Genomic DNA, 1,619 nt, shown 5'->3' with positions numbered 1-1,619 from the left:
CTGGCCGTGGCGCCTTTAGGCGTGTCACTGAACAGCCAGGCTTTACGTCCGATAACAAACGGCTTTATCGCACGCTCCGCCAGGTTGTTGTCGATCGGCAAGTGGCCGGCCTCGACGTAGCGTTCCAACCGGCTCCAGTTGTTCGCCAGATAGTGCACCGCCTTGCCCAGCACACTTTGTGGCGTGACTTGAGCGTGCGTCTTGTCCAGCCAGCTTTTCAACTGGCCCAGGATCGGCAGGCTTCTTTCCTGGCGGCCGATGAACCGCTGTTCATAGCTGACATCCTTGAGTTCGCGCTCGATGCCATACAGTTTGTTGATCATCGTCAGTGCAATATCGGCGCGTCCGGTCTTGCCCTTGGGCTGCACTTTCTGCGCCTCAACGAACTTGCGCCGGGCATGCACCATGCACGCCAGACGCTCGACGCCAGGTTGTAATGCCAAGGCGTTGTAACCGGCGTAATCATCGGTCATCACATAGCCGCGATAACCTTCCAGTAGCCGCAGCGGTACTTCCTGCGCACGGCTGGTGGTGTAGTCGAATAGCACGACTTGTCGATCGGGCGGGCCACTGGCCTGCACCCACATCCACGACTGGCTGGTCGGGTCGCGATCCGGTTCTTTGAGCACCTGCACCCGCGTTTCGTCGCAGTGAATGACTGGACTTTCCAGTAACCGGTCGCGCATCAGGTTGAGTAACGGCTGGAAGTGTTCACTGCACTGGATCACCCAGCGCGCCAACGTCTGTCGAGGAATCTCTATACCGTGCCGACTCAGCACCGTTTCGAAACGATGCAGCGGCAAGCCGTCGACATACTTGGTGGTCAGCAACATGGCCAATACGCTTGGGCTGGCCATGCTCTTTTCGATCAACTGGGCCGGCTTGTCAGCGGTGACGGGGGTGGTTTCGCAACCACGGCAACCGTAGACCTTGCGCACATGTTTGATCACGCGGATCTGCATCGGCACGATATCCAACTGTTCGCTGGTTTCTTCGCCAATGACATGCTTGCGGCAGCCACAGGCGCAGGTCAGCTCATGCTCGGGCAGGTCATGAATCACCTCGATGCGCGGCAGCTCAGCCGACAACGGTTTACGCTTGCCACGGCGCTTGACTGGGGCAACGACTTCTTCATCCGCATCGTCAACCACCGCCAGCAGCGGTTCGCTTTCAGGCTCGTTGAACATCGCCAGTTGCGGCGTGTTGGGATCGACGGTCTGCTCGGATTTGCGATTGAACAGTCGATCACGCAGCAACGTGATCTGTTCTTTCAGATCGACGATATGCCCCTTGTCGACCGTACGCTCGATCATTAACTGCGCAAGCAGTTGCTTGAGCAAGACAGGGTCATCAGGAAGGTCATCGGGCAATGGAATCATGGCCCGGATTATACCCAGTCAGGCAACGAAACGGGGTGTCAAAACCTGATGCGGACGGTTGCGCCAGAGGTCGAAACCATCCAGTAACCAGTTCAGTTCCTGCACCGTCAGTACGATGGCCTCGTCCGGTTCATCAGGTGACGTTTTGAATCGCTCAGACTCCAGACGCTTGAGCCAAAGACAGAAACCGTTGCGCTCCCAATACAACACGCGGATACGGTTGCGCTGGCGATTTAGAAA

The 1,619-nt window shown here is 57.4% G+C and carries 2 protein-coding genes; both read right to left on the bottom strand.

Going from position 1 to position 1,619, the window contains the following annotated elements:
- Window positions 1–1,379: IS66 family transposase (gene tnpC, locus KUO17_RS25140; RefSeq protein WP_217978267.1), on the bottom strand; the 1,379-nt coding region annotated here is incomplete at its 3' end.
- 18 nt (window positions 1,380–1,397) lie between these two features.
- On the bottom strand, window positions 1,398–1,619 hold a 222-nt coding region (tnpB, locus tag KUO17_RS25135; RefSeq protein WP_217978266.1), incomplete at its 5' end, for an IS66 family insertion sequence element accessory protein TnpB.

It is taken from the genome of Pseudomonas aegrilactucae, from assembly GCF_019168305.1.
Classification (GTDB): Bacteria; Pseudomonadota; Gammaproteobacteria; order Pseudomonadales; family Pseudomonadaceae; genus Aquipseudomonas; species Aquipseudomonas aegrilactucae.
Note: the sequence above shows the minus strand (reverse complement) of the source record. Positions and strands in the feature narration are given on the sequence as shown.